The sequence below is a fragment of the Pengzhenrongella phosphoraccumulans genome (assembly GCF_045689905.1).
GTDB classification, from domain to species: domain Bacteria; phylum Actinomycetota; class Actinomycetes; order Actinomycetales; family Cellulomonadaceae; genus Pengzhenrongella; species Pengzhenrongella phosphoraccumulans.
This window is the reverse complement of sequence record NZ_CP144210.1, coordinates 4,538,284-4,554,522: the sequence shown is the minus strand read 5'-3', so window position 1 is coordinate 4,554,522 and position 16,239 is coordinate 4,538,284. Positions and strand designations below refer to the sequence as shown.

The following is a 16,239-nucleotide window of genomic DNA, read 5'->3' as shown; positions in this document are numbered from 1 at the left end:
CCTGACAGCGGCGCTGTGCGCTCTGCGCTGCACACCGTGCCCTTCGGCGCGCGCCTGGCGGCCGCGATGGACGCGCACGGCCCGCTGTGCGTCGGGATCGACCCGCACCCGGGGCTGCTCGCCGCGTGGGGCCTGCCCGACGACGCCCGCGGCCTGCGGGAGTTCTCCCGGCGGGTGCTGGACGCCGTGCGCGGGGAGGTCGCCGCGGTCAAGCCGCAGTCCGCCCTGTTCGAGCGGCACGGCTCGGCGGGCATCGCCGTCCTCGAGGAGGTCATCGCGGCCGGCCGTGAGGCCGGAACGATCGTGATCGTCGATGCCAAGCGCGGCGACATCGGCTCGACCATGGCGGCCTACGCCGACGCGTACCTGCGGGACTCCTCGGCGCTGGCCGGGGACGCGCTGACCGTCTCGCCGTTCCTCGGCTTCGGGTCGCTCGCGCCCGCGATCGAGACCGCGCTCGCCACCGGGCGCGGCCTGTTCGTGCTCGCCCTGACCTCCAACCCCGAGGGGGCGAGCGTGCAGCACGCCGTCGGCCCTGCGGTCGCGGGGGCAGCGGCAGCGACGGCGCCGCGCAGCGTGGCCGGCGCGATCGCCGCCGCGGTGGGCGAGCTCAACGCGGCCGAGCTGGCTGCGCACGGGGGAACGCTGGGGTCGATCGGCCTCGTCGTCGGCGCGACGATCGGGAACGCCGTCGCGCGCCTCGGGATCGATCTTGCCGCCGTGCGCGGACCCCTGCTCGCCCCCGGGATCGGCGCCCAGGGGGCGGGTGCCGCGGAGCTCCAGGCGGTCTTCGGGACCGCGCGCCGGGCGGTGCTCGCGTCGACGTCCCGGGGGGTCCTCGCCGCTGGTCCGGGCGTGGCGGCGCTGCGTGCGGCCGCGCGCGAGGCGACTGTCGTCGCAACCGGTGCGCTGCGCTGAGATACTGGGGTCCTCGCGTTGCCCCCGGGCACGCGGATCGCTAGGTTCGATGCACGTTCTGCCCCTTTCAATGATGAGGTGACTTGTCCGTGGCACTCCCGCCGCTCACCCCCGAACAACGCGCTTCCGCCCTCCTCAAGGCCACCGCAGCGCGGCAGGCTCGAGCCGAGGTCAAGAATCGTCTGAAGTACTCGCAAGGTTCCTTGTCTGACGTCATCGCGCAGGGCCAGCAGGATGACGTCATCGGCAAGCTCAAGGTCGTCGCGCTGCTCGAGTCCCTGCCGGGGGTTGGCAAGGTCAAGGCGCGCGCCATCATGGCCGAGATCGGGATCTCCGAGACGCGCCGCGTGCGCGGCCTCGGCCCGCACCAGGTCAAGGCTCTCGTCGAGCGCTTCGGCTGATCCGTCGCGGCGGGCCCGCGCAACGTCGCGCGCGCCCGCCGCATCATCTTCCCCGCACTCCCCGCACGAACCCCCTCAGGAGCACCGCCCCACCTATGACGCCGACGCCAGCCCGGCTTACCGTCCTCGCCGGACCGACCGCTGTCGGCAAGGGAACCGTCTCCGCTGACATCCGCGCGAGGCACCCGGAGGTGTGGCTGTCGGTCTCCGCGACGACCCGCCACCCGCGTCCCGGGGAGATCGACGGCGTGCACTACCACTTCGTCTCCGAGGAGACGTTCGACCGGATGGTCGCCGGCGGTGAGCTGCTCGAATGGGCCCGCGTGCACGGCGTCAACCGCTACGGCACCCCGCGCGCGGCCGTCGTCCAGCGCCTCGCCGCCGGCGAGGCCGCGCTGCTCGAGATCGACCTGCAGGGCGCACGTCAGGTCCGCAAGACCATGCCGGACGCGCGGTTCGTGTTCCTCAAGCCGCCGTCCTGGGAGGAGCTCGAGCGCCGCCTGGTCGGGCGGGGCACCGAGGACGCCGCCGAGCGCGAACGACGCCTCGCCACGGCCCGGATCGAGCTCGCGGCCGAGCCGGAGTTCGACGTCGTGATCGTCAACGACGATGTGCGACGTGCCACAGACGAGCTCATCCAGGTAATGGGCCTCGTCAACCGGTAGACTCTTTCGCTGGTCCACCCGGCGTGCGCACAGGTAGTGAGCGCACGCGAGCAAAACACGCATCGAAACATCAGGAGTCCATGTGTCCGGAACTGTCGCAGCACCGATCGGCATCACTGACCCGCCCATCGACAAGCTGCTCGAGAAGGCCGACTCCAAGTACGCCCTCGTGATCTACGCCGCCAAGCGCGCGCGCCAGATCAACGCCTACTACTCCCAGCTCAACGAGGGCCTGCTCGAGTACGTCGGGCCGCTCGTCGAGACCCGCCCGCAGGAGAAGCCGCTCTCGATCGCTATGCGCGAGATCAACGAGGGTCTGCTGACCATCACCCCGATCGAATCCTGATCTGAGGTCAGGGGGCGGACGGGGGCTTCAGTGCGCATCGTCCTGGGGGTTGCCGGCGGGATCGCCGCGTACAAGGCGGTCCTGCTGCTGCGGCTCCTGCGGGAGGCCGGGCACGACGTGCGGGTCGTCCCCACCCGCGCGGCGCTCGAGTTCGTCGGGCGACCCACGTGGGAGGCGCTGTCCGGCCAGTCCGCCAGCCCCGACGTCTTCGACGACGTCGCGCACGTGCCGCACGTGGCGCTCGGCCAGCACGCCGATCTGCTGATCGTCGCACCGGCGACCGCGGACCTGCTGTCCCGGGCTGCGACCGGGCGCGCCGACGACCTGCTCACCTCCACCCTGCTGACCGCGCGCTGCCCGGTGCTGATGGCCCCGGCCATGCACACCGAGATGTGGGACCACCCCGCCACCCGCGCGAACGTCGCGACCCTGCGCGCCCGCGGCGTGCACGTGCTCGACCCGGCGTCGGGCCGGCTGACGGGCGCGGACACCGGGCCCGGGCGCTTGCCCGAGCCCGCCGAGATCGCCGCGGCTGCCCTGGCGCTGGTCGACGCCGGACCGGACGCCGACCAGGACGACGAGTCGCCGTCGTCCCGGCCGGTCGAGCAGGACCTCGTTGAGCGGGACCTGGTTGAGCGGGACCTCGTCGAGCAGGACCTCGCGGGGCGGCACGTCGTGATCTCCGCCGGGGGCACGCGCGAGCCGCTCGACCCGGTGCGGTACCTCGGGAACCGGTCCTCCGGCCGGCAGGGTTACGCGCTCGCCCGCACGGCACGTGCTCGCGGTGCCCGCGTCACGCTCGTGGCCGCCAACGTGACGCTCGACCCCCCGCCCGGGGTCGACGTCGTGGTCGTCGAGACCACCGACCAACTGCGGGACGCGGTGCGGGCCGCAGCGGTGACGGCCGACGTCGTCGTCATGGCCGCCGCCGTGGCGGACTTCCGGCCGGTGGGAGCCGCCGGGCACAAGGTCAAGAAGCGCCCGGACGGCGTCATCGAGCCGATCCAGCTCGAGGCGACCCCGGACATCCTCGCGGAGCTGGCCGCCGCCCGGCTGCGACCCGGGCAGGTCGTGGTCGGTTTCGCCGCCGAGACCGGAGACGACGTCGCGGGCGTGCTCGAGTACGGGCAGGCCAAGGCGCGCCGCAAGGGCGCCGACCTGCTCGCGGTGAACGCCGTCGGCGACGGGCTCGGGTTCGGCACCCTCGACAACGCGGTCACGATCCTCGACCGCGACGGATCGGTCCTCGGCGCCGCCGCGGGCACCAAGGAGCAGGTCGCCGACGCCGTCTGGGACGCGGTCGGCCGGCTCGGCTGACGCGTCCGGCCCCGGCCGGGTCCCTACTACGCTGGTGCGCATGACCGCTGCTGATCTACGCCAGTTCACGTCCGAGTCCGTGACCGAGGGGCACCCCGACAAGGTGTGCGACCAGATCTCGGACGCGATCCTGGACGCGCTGCTCGAGCAGGACCCCGCCGCCCGCGTCGCCGTCGAGACGATGGTCACGACCGGCCTGGTGCACGTCGCCGGCGAGGTCACCACGAGCGCGTACGTCGAGATCCCGCAGGTGGTGCGCCAGGTGGTGCGGGCCATCGGGTACACCTCGTCCCGGATCGGGTTCGACGGCGACTCGTGCGGCGTCTCGGTGTCGATCGGCGCCCAGTCGCCCGACATCGCCCAGGGCGTCGACAAGGCGTGGGAGCTGCGGCACGACGCGAGCCTCGGCTTCGCCGACCCGCTCGACGCGCAGGGCGCCGGCGACCAGGGCCTGATGTTCGGGTACGCGAGCGACGACACGCCGCAGCTGATGCCGCTGCCGATCTGGCTCGCGCACCGGCTGGCGGAACGGCTCGCGCTGGTCCGCAAGGAGGGCATCGTTTCTGGGCTGCGTCCCGACGGGAAGACCCAGGTCACCATCGGGTACGACGGCGACCGCCCGGTGCGCCTCGAGACGCTCGTGCTGTCGACCCAGCACGACCCCGACGTCCAGCTCGTCCAGCTGCTGCCGGAGATCGCCGAGCACGTTGTGAAGCCCGTGCTCGAGCTCGTCGACATCGACACCAGCCACCATGAGCTGCTGGTCAACCCGACCGGGACCTTCGTCGTCGGCGGGCCGCAGGGCGACGCCGGGCTGACCGGCCGCAAGATCATCGTCGACACCTACGGCGGCATGGCCCGGCACGGCGGCGGCGCGTTCTCCGGCAAGGACCCCTCGAAGGTGGACCGCTCCGCGGCGTACGCGATGCGGTGGGTGGCGAAGAACGTGGTCGCCGCCGGGTACGCGCGCCGCTGCGAGGTGCAGGTCGCGTACGCGATCGGCCGCGCGCACCCCGTCGGGCTGTACGTCGAGACCTTCGGGACCGAGACCGTGCCGGTGGCCCGGCTGACCGCCGCGATCCGCGAGGTGTTCGACCTGCGGCCGGCGGCGATCATCCGCGACCTGGACCTGCTGCGCCCGATCTACCAGCGCACGGCGGCCTATGGCCACTTCGGCCGCGAGCTCCCGGACTTCACCTGGGAGCGCGCCGACCGCGTCGCCGACCTGCAGTCGCAGCTGAAGTAGTCCTCCGGCCGACCGTCCCGGGGCTGGGGACGACGACCCGGCAGTGTCGGTGGGTAGTGGTGGGGTGGCGGTTGTGGATCCAGGTGGCGTTGCGAGGGGGACGGTGACGGCGACAGACCTTCCCGACGGCGTGCAGCTGACCCTCGCCGGGTTGCCTGGGCCGCGGGCGGCGCGGCGGCCGCGGTCGGCCGTGGCGGTCGAGATCGCCGAGCGGCTGCCCGTCGCGCGGGTCTGCATCGACCTGCCGCCCGCGCACCTCGACCGGCCGTTCGAGTACCTGGTCCCCGCCGCGCTCGACGACGTGGCGCTGCCCGGCACCCGCGTCAAGGTGCGGTTCGGCCGCCAGGACGTCGACGGGTTCCTGCTCGAGCGCGTCGAGACGGCCGAGCACGACGGCGAGCTCGTGCCGCTGCGCAAGGTGGTCTCGGGCGAGGTCGTGCTGACGCCGGCCGTCCGACGGCTCGCGCGCGCGGTCGCCGACCGGTACGCCGGCACCCTCGCCGACGTGCTGCGGCTCGCGATCCCGCCGCGGCACGCCCGCGTCGAGGCGGAGGCGTCCCTGGGCGGACCGGCTGGGGGAGTGGGCGCGGGGGCGAGAGCGTCGTCGCTGGTGGAGCGGCTCTGGCGGCGCCCGGAGCAGAGGTGCTCGCCGGGCCGACGCCGCCGGGCACGGCCTGGGTGGACCACCGCGGCGGCGCGGCGTTTCTCGCGCACCTGAGTGCCGGGCACGGCCCGCGCGCGATCTGGAGCGCGCTGCCGGGGGAGCCGGGCCGCGGGTGGGCGGACGCGATCGCGCAGGCCGTCGTGGCGACCACGATCAGCGGGCGAGGGGCGCTCGTCGTCGTGCCCGACGCGCGGGACGGGGACCTCGTCGCCGCGGCGCTCGAGTCGGCGGGGCTGCCGGCGTGGGCCCCGGGCACGGAGGGCGGCTTCGCGCGGCTCGCCGCCGACGACGGGCCCGCGCAGCGGTACCGCTCGTTCCTCGCGGTGCTCCGCGGTCAGGCGCGGGTCGTGATCGGCACGCGGGCCGCCGCTTTCGCTCCGGTGCAGACCCTCGGCCTGGTCGTGTGCTGGGACGACCTCGACGACCTGCACGCCGAACCGCGCGCGCCCTATCCGCATGTGCGCGAGGTGCTCGCGCTGCGCTCGGAGCAGTCCGGGTGCGCCGCGCTGATCGGGGGGCACGCGCGGTCGACCGAGGCGCAGGCGATGGTGGTGTCCGGCTGGGCCCAGCCGCTGCAGGCCGACCGCGCGACCGTGCGGCAGCGCACCCCGCGGGTGCGCGCCCTGACGTCGATCGAGCTGGCCCGGGAGGGTGCCGCCGGTGCGGCTCGGCTACCGGGCGAGGCCTGGCGGGTCGCCCGCGAGGCGCTCGCCGTCGGCCCCGTGCTGGTGCAGGTGCCGCGCGCGGGGTACCTGCCCGTGGTCGCGTGCGAGCGCTGCCGCACGGTGGCGCGGTGCGGCGCGTGCCACGGGCCGCTCGCCCTCGGATCGTCGGCCGGCGTCCCGCAGTGCACGTGGTGCGGCGCGCTTGCCACCGCGTGGCGGTGCCCGGAGTGCGGCAGCGCGGCGCTGCGCTCGGTCCGGGTCGGCTCGGACCGCACGGCGGAGGAGCTCGGCCGGGCGTTCGCGGGGGTCACCGTGCGGGTCTCCGGGGCGGGTGCCACCGGCGGCGTGCTGGCGCGTGTGGACGGCCGACCGGCCCTTGTCGTGGCCACGCCCGGCGCCGAGCCGGTGGCCGACGGCGGCTACGCCGCGGCGCTGTTGCTCGACGCCGCGGTGTCCACCGCGCGCGTGTCGTTGCGCACGGGGGAGGAGGCGGTGCACCGCTGGCTGACCGCCGCGGCGCTCGTGCGCCCGTCCGGGGTCGTCCTGCTGGTGGGGGACGCTGCGCCCGCGCCAACCCAGGCTCTCGTGCGCTGGGACCCGGTCGGCTTCGCCGAGCGCGAGCTCGCCGAACGGTCCGAGCTCGCGCTGCCGCCAGCCGTCCGCGTCGGCGCGGTGACCGGGTCGCGGGACGCCGTCGCCGCCTTCCTCGCGCGCCTCGACCTGCCCGCGGGTGCGGACGTGCTCGGGCCGGTGGTCGTCGACGACGCGCCGTCGGCCGCCACGTCGAAGCCGCAGCCTGGGACCCTCGACCAGCCTGTCCGGGCGATCGTGCGCGCGCCGCTGGTGGCCGGCGATGCGCTCGCCGCGGCGCTGGCCGCGTCGTCGGCCGTGCGCAGCGCCCGCCGTGAGGGCGGGACCGTCCGGGTCCAGCTCGACCCGAAGGAGATGCTGTGAACCCGCTCGAGGTGCGGCCGGGCCCGGTGGGTGCCGACGCTGGGGGAGTGGTCGGCGCGGCGGGGTTGGTCGATCCCGCGGGTTTGGTTGATCCCGCGGGGGTGGTGGCTGTCGCGGGGGTGGTCGGCGCGGACCGGGTCGGTGGGATCGAGGCCGTCGTGTTCGACCTGGGGAACGTCCTGGTGCGCTGGGACCCGTACCGGGCGTTCGTCGGCCGGATGGAGCGCATCGAGGTTGATCGCTTCTTCGCGGACATCGACTTCCCCGCCTTCAACGCCCGTCAGGACGCCGGCCGGACCTGGACGCAGGCACGCGCCGACGTGGCCCGCCGGTTCCCGGAGCACGTCCGCGCCGTCGACCTGTACCTGGAGCACTTCGCGGCCGCGCTGCCGGGGCCGGTGGCGGGATCCGAGCAGGTGGTCCGCGACCTCGGGGCGGCCGGGGTGCGGCTGCTCGGGCTCACGAACTGGTCCGCCGAGACCTACCACCATGCCGTGCCTGCCGCGCCCGCGATCGGCCTGCTCGAGGGCGTGCTCGTGTCCGGGCAGGTGGGGCTCGCGAAGCCCGATCCGCGGATCTTCGCGCTGCTCGCCGAGCGTTTCGCGCTCGACCCGGGTCGCACGGTCTTCATCGACGACTCGCAAGTGAACGTCGCCGCGGCGCGGCATGCCGGGTACCGGGCGGTGTGGTTCACGCAGGCGGAGGCGCTGCGTCGGGACCTCGCGGCGCTCGGGCTGCCCGTCGGGGCGTCGCTGCCCCGCCCTTAGACTGGGACGAATGAGACTGCTCTTCGCCGGAACCCCTGAGGTGGCCGTGCCGGCCCTCGAGGCCCTGATCGGCTCCCGGCATGAGGTGGTCGCGGTGCTGACCCGTCCTGACGCGCGGGCCGGTCGCGGCCGGACCCTGGTGTCGAGCCCCGTCAAGCAGCGTGCCGAGGCCGCCGGTCTCGAGGTCCTCACGCCACGCAGCCCCCGGGATCCCGACTTCCAGGCCCGGCTTGCCGAGCTCGCCGTCGACTGCGCGCCGGTCGTGGCGTACGGGGCGATCCTCCCGGTCGCGGTGCTCGACGTGCCGACGCACGGCTGGGTCAACCTGCACTTCTCGGTGCTCCCCGCGTGGCGCGGCGCGGCCCCGGTGCAGCGCGCCGTCATCGCCGGCGACGAGGTCACGGGCGCGACGACGTTCCGGATCGAGCAGGGGCCGGTGGACACCGGTCCCGTCTTCGGGATGCTCACCGAGACGATCCGTCCGCGCGACACGTCCGGCGATCTGCTCACCCGGCTGTCGGTCGCCGGGGCCACGCTCCTGGTCGCGACCCTCGACGCGATCGAGGACGGCACCGCGAGCCCGATCGCGCAGAGCGCGGACGGCGTCAGCCAGGCGCCGCGCCTCGAGGTCGAGGACGCCCGGGTCCGGTGGACCCATCCCGCCTACGCGGTCGATCGGCTGATCCGCGGCTGCACCCCCGCTCCTGGTCCCTGGACGACGACGCCCGAGGGCGCCCGGCTCAAGCTCGGCCCGGTCCGCCTGCGGCCCGACGTGACCGACCTGGCGCCGGGGGAGGTGCGGGTGGGCCGCGACGAGGTGCTCGTCGGCACCGCGACCCACGCCGTTGCCCTGGGCGAGGTCTCCGCCGCAGGCAAGCGCGCGATGAACGCCGCCGACTGGGCCCGCGGGGCCCGGCTGGCTCCCGATGCAGTACTTGGCATCCAGGAGGTGGCGGCATGAGCGCTCCCGAGAACGGCAACCACCCCGACCTCACGACCAACGGTGATAACGGAACCATGCGCGATGGCAGCGCCGCCCGCGCCGGCGACGACGGTGCGCGCACACCTCAGCAAAACCGCAGCTCCGGACGCTCAGGGTCGGGCTCCCGACCGGACGACGCCGGCCACCGCGACAGCCGCGGCCGCGAGCGGGGAGCGGCTCGGGCGACCGGGCAGGGGCACCACACCGCCGCCGCGCCCGGCGATCGACGCCGGGGGACGGACCTGGCGCGCAACGCGGCGTTCGATGTGCTGCGCGACGTCGACGAGTCGGACTCGTACGCCAACCTGGTGCTGCCGCCGATGCTGCGAGACCGGGGGATCTCCGGTCGCGACGCGGCCTTCGCGACCGAGCTCGCGTACGGCACGCTGCGCCTGCGCGGCCGGTACGACGCGATCATCGAGATCTGCGCCGCGCGCACGCTCGACAAGATCGAGGCGCCGGTCCTCGACCTGCTGCGCCTCGGGACGCACCAGCTGCTCGGGATGCGGGTACCGGCCCACGCGGCGGTGTCCGAGACCGTCGGGCTGGCGCGCGAGCGCACCGGCGTCGGCAGCGGGCAGTTCGTCAATGCCGTTCTGCGCTCGGTCGGGCGCGACTCCCTCGAGAACTGGCTGGAGCGGATCGGTGAGGTGGCCGACCCCGCCGGCACCGACGCCGTCGCGCGGCTCGCGGTCACCGAGAGCCACCCGCTGTGGGTCACCCGCGCCATGCGCGAGGCTCTGGTCGGCAACGGCCGGTCGGCGGACGAGCTCGGCGAGCTGCTGCGCGCGGACAACATCGCCCCGCTGGTCACGCTCGTCGCCCGGCCGGGTCTCATCCGCACCGGGGACCTGATCGATCAGACCCGCGGTGCCGGGGCCCGGGGGCGCTGGACCTCGACCTCCGTGGTGCTCAGCGGTGGCGATCCCGGGGTCATCCCGGCGGTCCGGGACTGCACCGCCGCGGTCCAGGACGAGGCCAGCCAGCTCGTCGCCCTTGCCCTGACGGTCGCACCCCTGCTGGGGGAGCGGGACGAGCGCTGGCTGGACCTGTGCGCGGGCCCCGGCGGCAAGGCCGCGCTGCTCGGCGCCGTCGCGCACGAGCGCGGCGCACGGTTGGTCGCCAACGAGGTGACCCCGCACCGTGTGCGGCTCGTCGAGCACGCCCTCGCGGCGCTGCCGGCGGACGCCATCGAGGAGATCCGCACCGGTGACGGACGCCTGATCGGGCAGGACGAGCCGGACGCCTACGACCGGGTGCTCGTCGACGCGCCGTGCACGGGCCTCGGTGCGCTGCGGCGACGGCCCGAGGCGCGGTGGCGCCGGACGCCGTCGGACCTTGCCCAGCTCGGCACGCTGCAGCGCGAGCTGCTCACCTCGGCGCTCGCCGCGGTGCGACCCGGCGGTGTGGTCGCGTATGTCACGTGCTCGCCGCACCTGGCGGAGACGCAGCTCGTCATCAAGGACGTGCTGCGCAAGCGGGACGACGTCGAGGTGGTCGACGCGCGCCCGGCCGTGCGCAGGATCGCCGGCCAGAAGATCCCGTTGGGGGAGCGCCCGGACATCCAGCTCTGGCCGCACATCCACGGCACCGACGCGATGCACCTGACCCTCCTGCGCCGCGCACTGTAACCACCCGGTCCGGCCGCGAGGGTCAGGCCGCACCCCGGCCCGACCGCACGCTCCGTGTTGCAGCTCCGCACCTCCGTGCGTCCGTGCGTCCGCGCGGAGCATGGTGCGCAGGTGACGCCAGGCGAGTCGTGGCGTCCGCGCCGGGACCCAACCGCCCCACCTGCACCGTGCTCCGCGCGGACGGTGGGCGGTTCGAGTCCCAGTACGGTGACCACATGGCCGCACTGATCAACCCGAGCATCCTCTCCGCCGACTTCGCGAACCTCGAGCGCGACCTGGCCAAGATCGCGAGCGCGGACTACGCGCACGTCGATGTCATGGACAACCACTTCGTGCCGAACCTGACCCTCGGCCTGCCGCTCGTCGAGCGGTTGGTCCAGGTCTCGCCCGTGCCGATCGACGTCCACCTGATGATCGAGGACCCGGACCGCTGGGCGCCCGGCTTCGCCGAGGCGGGCGCCGCCTCGGTCACGTTCCACGCCGAGGCGGTTCAGGCGCCTGTGCGGTTGGCGCGCGAGCTCCGGCGGCTCGGTGCGCGCGCCGGCCTCGCGCTCAAGCCGGCCACCCCGGTCGAACCGTTCCTCGACCTGCTCGCCGAGATCGACATGCTCCTCGTGATGACGGTCGAGCCCGGGTTCGGGGCGCAGTCGTTCATCGAGGGCACCCTGCCGAAGATCCGCCGGGCGCGCGCCGCGATCAGGGCGGCGGACCTCGACGTGTGGGTCCAGGTCGACGGCGGCGTCTCGCGCAGCACGATCGAACGGATCGCCGACGCCGGCGCGAACGTGTTCGTCGCGGGCTCGGCCGTCTACGGCGCGGACAACATCCCTGCCGAGATCGAGGCCCTCCGCGCGCTCGCCGACGCCACCAAACACACCCACGCGTAACCCCGCCCCAGCCCGCGGCGCGGTGGTGGTCCGACTCGGTGAGCGAGGGTCGCAGATCCCGACCAGAACCGCGCCGGGCAGGGAGGCGGTCGGGATGGGGGGTGTTTGTGGCATGATCGGGTGCAGAACACACACGTGCTCCGGGGTCGGTGCAATTCCGAGCCGGCGGTGATAGTCCGCGACCCGCTCGAAGCCTCGTCAGAGGCCGACCGCGGTTGACCTGGTGAAACTCCGGGACCGACGGTGAAAGTCCGGATGGGAGGAAGTACGTGGCGGTGTGGGTGGCCTCGGCCAGCCGCGCCGTGGCTTCGCAGGCTCCAACGAGCCCAGCGCCGCCCGTCCGTCCCCGGAGCCGCTTCAGGCACGGGGAGGTGGCATGGCAGGCGAACCCGCACAGCAAGGCGTCCCGACTCTGCGCCCGACGACGCCCAGCCAGGCGTCCAGCACGACGACGCTCAGCACCGCTTCCGGCAGCGTGCCCCCCTTCGAACCGATGCCGCGCACCGTGGCCGACGAGCTCGCCGCGATGGATCGTGCGCTCGAGCTCGCGAGCCGCGGCCCCCTGTTCGACCTGAACCCCCGCGTCGGCTGCGTGCTCCTGAGCCCGTTCGACCCGGCTCGTTCGCAACTGACCGCCGGTGGGCTGCCCGACGGCGGCCTCGTCGTGCTCGCCGAAGGGTGGCACCAGGGCGCGGGCACGGCCCACGCGGAGGCCGCCGCCCTCGCCAACGCCCGTCTGGCCGGGGTGGACGTCCACGGCGCGACCGCCGTGGTGACGTTGGAGCCGTGCAACCACACCGGGCGGACAGGCCCGTGCACCCAGGCCCTCCTCGACGCCGGCATCGCGCGCGTCGTCGTCGCGGTGCCCGACCCCAACCCCCTGGCCGCCGGGGGAGCGGAGCGCCTGCGCACCGGTGGCGTCGAGGTGTCGTTCGGGGTCCGTGAGGCCGAGGGCCGCGAGCTGCTGCAGCGCTGGCTGTCGGCGGTGCACCGGCAGCGCCCCTTCGTCACCCTCAAGCTGGCCACCAGCCTCGACGGTCGCATCGCCGCCGCCGACGGCTCGAGCCGGTGGATCACCTCGCAGGTCGCCCGCCAGCACGCGCACGGCCTGCGCGCCGAGGTGGACGCGATCGCGGTCGGCACCGGCACCGTCCTGGCCGACGACCCGTCGCTCACCGCCCGCAACGCCGCCGGCGAGCTGCACACGCGTCAGCCGCTCCGCGTCGTCGTCGGGCATCGCGAGGTCCCGGCCGGAGCGCGGCTGCGCGGTCCCGGCGGGGAGCTCGTCCAGCTCCGCACGCACGACGTCGGCGAGGTGCTCGCCGCGCTGCACCGGCGCCAGGTGCGCCACCTGCTCGTCGAGGGCGGACCCACCCTGGCCACCGCGTTCCTGCGGGCCGGCATCGTCGACGAGGTGCACGCGTACATCGCGCCGGTGCTGCTCGGGACCGGCCGCACCGCCGTGGGTGACCTCGGCGTCGGCTCGATCGGCGAGGCGCTGCGCTTCGAGCCGCGCGAGCCGGTCCCGCTCGGACCCGACGTCCTGATCGTTTCCACCCCGGTGCGGGCTCCGCTCGCGCCGCTGCCGGCAGTCAACGAGGAGATGTCCTGATGTTCACAGGGATCGTGGAAGAGGTCGGTCGCGTCGTCGCGATCGACGCCGCGCCCGACGGTTCGCTCGACGGGGACGCGCGCCTGACGGTGCACGGCCCGCTCGTCACGTCCGACGCCGCCCTGGGTGACTCCATCGCGGTCTCCGGGGTGTGCCTGACCGTCGCGGACCTCGGTGAGGGGACCTTCACGGTCGACGTGATGCCCGAGTCGCTGCGCCGGACCTCCCTCGGCACGCTCGTGGCCGGCAGTCCGGTCAACCTCGAGCGTGCCGTGCGTGCCGACGGTCGCCTCGGCGGGCACGTGGTCCAGGGCCACGTGGACGGCGTCGGGCACATCCTGCGCCGCGAGCCCGGCCCGCGCTGGGACGACGTCGTCGTGGCGATGCCGGTCGAGCTGGCCGGGTACGTCGCCGAGAAGGGCTCGATCACCGTCAGCGGCGTCTCGCTCACGGTCACGCACGTCGGCGCCGACGAGTTCGGCATCAGCCTGATCCCGACCACGCTCGCCGCCACGACGCTCGGCACCCTCGCCGTGGGAGACCCCGTCAACCTGGAGGTGGACGTCATCGCCAAGTACGTCGAACGACTGCTCGTGACCGGAACGGTGGCGCAGCGATGAACGCGCCGCTGGAGCCCGCGGAGACCGGACTGGCCCCCGAGGCCATCCACCTCGGCACGGTCGAGGAGGCCCTCGAGGAGCTGCGCCAGGGCCGTCCCGTGCTGGTCGCCGACTCGCCCGACCGGGAGAACGAGGCCGACGTCATCTTCGCCGCGGGCTCGGCGACCGAGGAGTGGGTCGCCTGGACCATCCGGCACTCGTCGGGCTACCTGTGCGCGCCGATGACCGCCGAGCGGGCCGACGCGCTCGAGCTACCGCTCATGGTGCCGCGCAGCGAGGACCCGCGCCGCACGGCGTACACCGTCACCGTCGACGCCTCCCGCGGGGTGACCACCGGCATCTCGGCGCACGACCGGGCCCGCACGATCCGGGTCCTGGCCGATCCGGCCTCGGGCGCCGTCGACCTGATCCGCCCCGGCCACGTGCTCCCGTTGCGGGCCGTGCCGGGCGGCGTGCTGCACCGCGCCGGGCACACCGAGGCGGCCGTCGACCTGTGCCGGCTCGCGGGGCTCGCGCACGTCGCGGGCATCGCCGAGCTCGTGAACGACGACGGCTCGATGATGCGGCTCCCGCAGGTCGCCGCCGTCGCCGAGCGCACCGGCCTGGTGCTGCTCACGATCGCGGACCTGATCGCCTGGCGCCGCGCGCACGACGACCTGCCGTCCGCGGTCGAGACCGACCCCGGTGCGGTGTCCCGGATCGCCCGCGTGCACGGCGGCAACGATGCCGCGCTGCCCACACGCCACGGCGAGTTCCGCGTCCACGGCTACCGGGACCTGCGCACGGGCGCCGACCACATCGCGCTCGTGTCCACCCACCCGCTCGGCGACGACCCCATCGTGCGCGTGCACTCCGAGTGCCTGACCGGCGACGCGTTCGGCTCGCTGCGGTGCGACTGCGGCCCGCAGCTCGAGGCGTCGATGGAGCGCGCGGCGGCCGAGGGTGGCGTCGTCGTCTACCTGCGTGGGCACGAGGGGCGCGGCATCGGCCTGCTGTCGAAGATCGAGGCCTACGCGCTGCAGGACGCCGGCCGGGACACCGTGCAGGCGAACCTCGACCTCGGCTGGCCCGCGGACCGCCGCGAGTACGGGGCTGCGGCGGCGATCCTCGTCGACCTGGGCGTGACGCGCCTGCGCCTGCTCACCAACAACCCGGCCAAGGCGCTCGGGCTGCGCGCGCACGGGCTGGACGTCACCGAGATGGTCCCGCTCGAGGTGGGCCGGACCCCCGAGAACGCGATCTACCTGCACACCAAGGTGGCGCAGATGGGGCACGTGCGTACGCGCCCCGTGGACGTCGCGCCCCCGGCCGGCGAGCAGCTGCCCACCACCCCCGTCATCCCCCAGGAGACCCCCGCATGAGCGGTACCGGAGCACCCACCAGCCACGTCGACGGAACCGGGCTGCGCGTCACGATCGTCGCGGCGAGCTGGCACACGGTCGTGATGGACGGGCTGCTCGCCGGCGCGCGCCGGGCGCTGACCGCAGCCGGCGTGACGGACGTCCGGGAGATCCGCGTGCCGGGGTCCTTCGAGCTCCCGATCGCGGCCTCGCGCGCCGCGCACCACGGGGCCGACGCCGTCGTCGCGCTCGGCGTCGTCATCCGTGGCGGGACCCCGCACTTCGAGTACATCTGCGCCGCGGCGACCCAGGGCCTGTCCGACGTCGCGCTGCGTTCCGGCGTGCCGGTCGGCTTCGGCCTGCTCACCTGCGACGACGAGGCGCAGGCGCTCGACCGCGCGGGCCTGCCCGAGTCGCACGAGGACAAGGGCGCCGAGGCGGCCCAGGCCGCGATCGCGACCGTCGTCGCGCTGCGGGGCATCTGATGGGCCTGCTCGGCTGGCTGTTCGACGCCCAGGTCACCATCGCGGGCCACCCGATCCTGTGGCGCGAGATCATCGGCAACCTGTTCGGGCTCGCGTCCGCGATCGGGGGCATGCGGCGCCAGATCTGGGCGTGGCCGGTCGGCGTGATCTGCAACGTGATGCTGTTCACGGTCTTCCTCGGCGGGGTGTTCAACACCCCGCAGAACGTGGACCTCTACGGCCAGGCGGGGCGGCAGGTGTTCTTCATCATCGTCTCGGTCTACGGGTGGGTGCAGTGGCGCCGCACGCGCGCGGCCAGCGGGGGAGAGGGACCGGCCGTCATCCCGCGCTGGGCCGGTCGCACCGGCTGGATCCAGATCGCCACCGTCGCCGTCGTGGGCACGGTCGGGTTCTCCGTGCTCTTCCGGGCGCTCGACTCCTACGGCCCCTGGGCCGACGCGTGGATCTTCACCGGCAGCATGCTCGCGACGTACGGCATGGCGCGCGGCTGGACCGAGTTCTGGCTGATCTGGATCGCCGTGGACGCCGTCGGCGTGCCCCTGCTGTTCCGGGCGGGCTACTACCCGTCCGCGGTCCTCTACCTCGTCTACGCGGTCGTGGTCGCGTACGGCTTCACGGTGTGGCTGCGGGCGCAGCGCGCTGACGGCCCGGAAGCCCCTGTCGAGGCCCCCGAACCGGCCGCCGCTCCGGTCGGCTGACGGGTGGTCCTGGACGGTTCGACCTCGCCGGCCGGTCCGGC

At 74.5% G+C, this 16,239-nt stretch carries 17 protein-coding genes and 1 riboswitch; all 17 genes read left to right on the top strand.

Annotation, left to right across the window (positions count from 1 at the left end; all coding sequences use genetic code 11):
* Positions 1-15 precede the first annotated feature (15 nt).
* The 17 genes from pyrF (at position 16) to pnuC (ending at position 16,198) form a co-directional block, all read left to right on the top strand.
* Positions 16-918 carry an orotidine-5'-phosphate decarboxylase gene (gene pyrF / locus VTA80_RS21080; RefSeq protein WP_407343015.1) on the top strand — a complete coding sequence of 301 codons (903 nt, stop codon included), beginning with the start codon at positions 16-18 and terminating at the stop codon, positions 916-918.
* A gap of 89 nt (positions 919-1,007) precedes the next feature.
* Positions 1,008-1,319 (top strand): integration host factor, actinobacterial type, encoded by a 312-nt coding sequence (gene mihF, locus VTA80_RS21075; RefSeq protein WP_407343014.1) that lies wholly within the window; start codon positions 1,008-1,010, stop codon positions 1,317-1,319.
* 95 nt (positions 1,320-1,414) lie between these two features.
* Positions 1,415-1,984: a guanylate kinase gene (gene gmk / locus VTA80_RS21070; protein ID WP_407343013.1), complete on the top strand. Its 570-nt coding sequence runs from the start codon at positions 1,415-1,417 to the stop codon at positions 1,982-1,984.
* 82 nt (positions 1,985-2,066) lie between these two features.
* On the top strand, positions 2,067-2,330 hold the full coding sequence (rpoZ, locus tag VTA80_RS21065) for a DNA-directed RNA polymerase subunit omega (RefSeq protein ID WP_407343012.1): 264 nt from the start codon (positions 2,067-2,069) through the stop codon (positions 2,328-2,330).
* A gap of 30 nt (positions 2,331-2,360) precedes the next feature.
* Complete coding sequence (locus tag VTA80_RS21060; RefSeq protein WP_407343011.1) at positions 2,361-3,647, top strand: bifunctional phosphopantothenoylcysteine decarboxylase/phosphopantothenate synthase; 1,287 nt, start codon at positions 2,361-2,363, stop codon at positions 3,645-3,647.
* Between the two features lie 40 nt (positions 3,648-3,687).
* Entirely contained in the window at positions 3,688-4,893 is a 1,206-nt protein-coding gene (gene metK, locus VTA80_RS21055) for a methionine adenosyltransferase (RefSeq protein WP_407343010.1), read from the top strand.
* A 103-nt stretch (positions 4,894-4,996) separates the two neighbouring features.
* Positions 4,997-5,611 carry a hypothetical protein gene (locus VTA80_RS21050; RefSeq protein ID WP_407343009.1) on the top strand — a complete coding sequence of 205 codons (615 nt, stop codon included), beginning with the start codon at positions 4,997-4,999 and terminating at the stop codon, positions 5,609-5,611.
* Positions 5,536-7,176 carry a primosomal protein N' gene (locus tag VTA80_RS21045; RefSeq protein ID WP_407343008.1) on the top strand — a complete coding sequence of 547 codons (1,641 nt, stop codon included), beginning with the start codon at positions 5,536-5,538 and terminating at the stop codon, positions 7,174-7,176. Before VTA80_RS21050 ends, VTA80_RS21045 begins: the two co-directional genes overlap by 76 nt.
* The gene (locus VTA80_RS21040; protein ID WP_407343007.1) at positions 7,173-7,943 is read left to right on the top strand and encodes an HAD family hydrolase; all 771 of its coding nucleotides are present in this window, start codon (positions 7,173-7,175) and stop codon (positions 7,941-7,943) included. The genes VTA80_RS21045 and VTA80_RS21040 overlap by 4 nt, the downstream gene beginning before the upstream one ends.
* 10 nt (positions 7,944-7,953) lie before the next feature.
* On the top strand, positions 7,954-8,904 hold the full coding sequence (gene fmt / locus VTA80_RS21035; RefSeq protein ID WP_407343006.1) for a methionyl-tRNA formyltransferase: 951 nt from the start codon (positions 7,954-7,956) through the stop codon (positions 8,902-8,904).
* Positions 8,901-10,556: an RsmB/NOP family class I SAM-dependent RNA methyltransferase gene (locus tag VTA80_RS21030; RefSeq protein WP_407343005.1), complete on the top strand. Its 1,656-nt coding sequence runs from the start codon at positions 8,901-8,903 to the stop codon at positions 10,554-10,556. Before fmt ends, VTA80_RS21030 begins: the two co-directional genes overlap by 4 nt.
* A 215-nt stretch (positions 10,557-10,771) precedes the next feature.
* On the top strand, positions 10,772-11,443 hold the full coding sequence (gene rpe, locus VTA80_RS21025) for a ribulose-phosphate 3-epimerase (RefSeq protein WP_407343004.1): 672 nt from the start codon (positions 10,772-10,774) through the stop codon (positions 11,441-11,443).
* Between the two features lie 131 nt (positions 11,444-11,574).
* Positions 11,575-11,716: riboswitch (FMN riboswitch) on the top strand.
* Between the two features lie 220 nt (positions 11,717-11,936).
* Positions 11,937-13,055: a bifunctional diaminohydroxyphosphoribosylaminopyrimidine deaminase/5-amino-6-(5-phosphoribosylamino)uracil reductase RibD gene (gene ribD, locus VTA80_RS21020; protein WP_407345834.1), complete on the top strand. Its 1,119-nt coding sequence runs from the start codon at positions 11,937-11,939 to the stop codon at positions 13,053-13,055.
* Positions 13,055-13,675, top strand: a complete 621-nt coding sequence (locus tag VTA80_RS21015; protein WP_407343003.1) for a riboflavin synthase — start codon at positions 13,055-13,057, stop codon at positions 13,673-13,675. The genes ribD and VTA80_RS21015 overlap by 1 nt, the downstream gene beginning before the upstream one ends.
* The gene (gene ribB, locus VTA80_RS21010; protein WP_407343002.1) at positions 13,672-15,036 is read left to right on the top strand and encodes a 3,4-dihydroxy-2-butanone-4-phosphate synthase; all 1,365 of its coding nucleotides are present in this window, start codon (positions 13,672-13,674) and stop codon (positions 15,034-15,036) included. Before VTA80_RS21015 ends, ribB begins: the two co-directional genes overlap by 4 nt.
* Positions 15,033-15,500: a 6,7-dimethyl-8-ribityllumazine synthase gene (ribH, locus tag VTA80_RS21005; RefSeq protein ID WP_407343001.1), complete on the top strand. Its 468-nt coding sequence runs from the start codon at positions 15,033-15,035 to the stop codon at positions 15,498-15,500. Before ribB ends, ribH begins: the two co-directional genes overlap by 4 nt.
* Positions 15,500-16,198 carry a nicotinamide riboside transporter PnuC gene (gene pnuC, locus VTA80_RS21000; RefSeq protein ID WP_407343000.1) on the top strand — a complete coding sequence of 233 codons (699 nt, stop codon included), beginning with the start codon at positions 15,500-15,502 and terminating at the stop codon, positions 16,196-16,198. Before ribH ends, pnuC begins: the two co-directional genes overlap by 1 nt.
* Positions 16,199-16,239: the final 41 nt, after the last annotated feature.